This is a genomic window from Burkholderia sp. E168m23, from assembly GCF_016586125.1.
Classification (GTDB): Bacteria; Pseudomonadota; Gammaproteobacteria; order Burkholderiales; family Burkholderiaceae; genus Burkholderia; species Burkholderia orbicola.
In genome coordinates this window covers 1-1,398 of sequence record NZ_BCPP01001339.1, presented here as the reverse complement: position 1 = coordinate 1,398, position 1,398 = coordinate 1, and the positions used below count along the sequence as shown (strand labels likewise).

The window sequence follows — 1,398 nt, the reverse complement described above, 5'->3', positions numbered from 1 at the left end:
CGCGCTGCGCGACGGCACGCTCGTCCGTGTGCTGCCCGCGCATATCCTGCAGAAGATGAACGTGTATGCGCTGTACCCGTCGCGCCGCTTCGTCGATGCGAAGGTGCGGACCTGGGTCGAGATGCTGCGTGCGCAGGTGCCGACGATGATCGCGCGCGACGTCGAGATGCTGAACGCGATCGACCGCGAACCGCAGGCCGCCTGAACGCAGGCCGTCTGAAACCCGCTCGCGCATCGGCGCGCGGCGGGTTGCTTCATGCAAACACCCGATACGCATCGCTCGCCACGCATGCGTGATGCGAGCGACGCGCATCGTCACAGCGCGGGCCTGGCCGCCGCGCCCGATTCGGTGGCCGGCTCGCCGGCCGGGCCGTAGGCGGCCCGCGCCGCTTTTCGCTCGGCGAGACGTTTCGCCTGCAGCCGTTCCTGCGCCGCGAGGATGTCGTCCGGATAGTTGCCGATTTCACCGCGCGCCGGGTTGTAGCCGACCGATTCGAGATCGATCAGCTCCTGCAGCACCTGCGCGCGCGTGACGGGCGACTTCGCCTGCTGGGCGAACGACAGGACCGGTGCGGCGAGCAGGACGGCAGCGGCGGCGGTAACGACGAGCGATTTCACGTGGTTCTCCTGAATACGGGGTGGGTGGCCGGATCGACACGCCGCACGCGATGCGCGGCTCCGACCTTCGACGTCAGTCTACGCAGCAGGCCGATGCGCAAACACCCCGAATCCAGGAGGGCTGCCTTCCAGAAGCAACAACATTGGCGCGGTCGCCCGCACCGGGCGAAACCGTGAGCGCACACGGGCGCCGTGCATACGGGCGACGTCGCGCGCTGCCGGTCAGAACCGCGTGCGCATGCCGATCGTGCCGACGACCTGGTTCGCCGTGCTCGATGCGCCGCCCGACGTGTTGATGAACGCCTGGTAACCGCGGCCCGACGCGTGCTGAAACATCGCTTCCGCGTACAGGTCGGTGCGGCGCGACAGCTTGTACACGGCCTGCAGGTTCGCCTGATGCCATTTCGGGTCGGTGCCGTGCTTGCTGTCGGGATTCGACACGCTGGCGTCCGTGTACACATAGGCCGCGCCGACGCTGACGGCCGGCGTGACCGCATAGCGCACGTTCACGTCGTAGTTGTTGAACGCGATCTGGCCGCTCGAGCCGAACGCGCCCGTGTTGTCGTACTGCGAGCGCGTGTAGACGAAGCCGACGGTCGCCGGGCCGAACACGTAGCTGACGCCGCCGCCGTACGTGCGCATGCGGTCCGAGCCGATCGACCAGCCGCCCTGGTTCAGGCTCTTCGCTTCGGCCGAATCGGTCGCGCCGGGGCTCGCGCTCGTCGAACCCTTGGTACCGTTCATCTGCAGGTACGCACCGGCCAGCTTCAGCGGGCCGTT

General features: G+C 68.2%; 2 protein-coding genes and 1 pseudogene. 1 reads left to right on the top strand and 2 read right to left on the bottom strand.

Annotation, left to right across the window (positions count from 1 at the left end; genetic code table 11):
* Positions 1-205, top strand: a pseudogene (locus tag JMF90_RS37090) (LysR family transcriptional regulator); the annotation flags it as partial.
* Between the two features lie 110 nt (positions 206-315).
* On the opposite strand, the gene JMF90_RS37085 reads toward JMF90_RS37090, so the two are convergent.
* Together JMF90_RS37085 and JMF90_RS37080 are read right to left on the bottom strand one after the other, a co-directional pair.
* Positions 316-618 carry a DUF4148 domain-containing protein gene (locus tag JMF90_RS37085; protein ID WP_011547762.1) on the bottom strand — a complete coding sequence of 101 codons (303 nt, stop codon included), beginning with the start codon at positions 616-618 and terminating at the stop codon, positions 316-318.
* A gap of 222 nt (positions 619-840) precedes the next feature.
* Positions 841-1,398: porin (locus JMF90_RS37080; RefSeq protein ID WP_201326344.1), on the bottom strand; the 558-nt coding region annotated here is incomplete at its 5' end.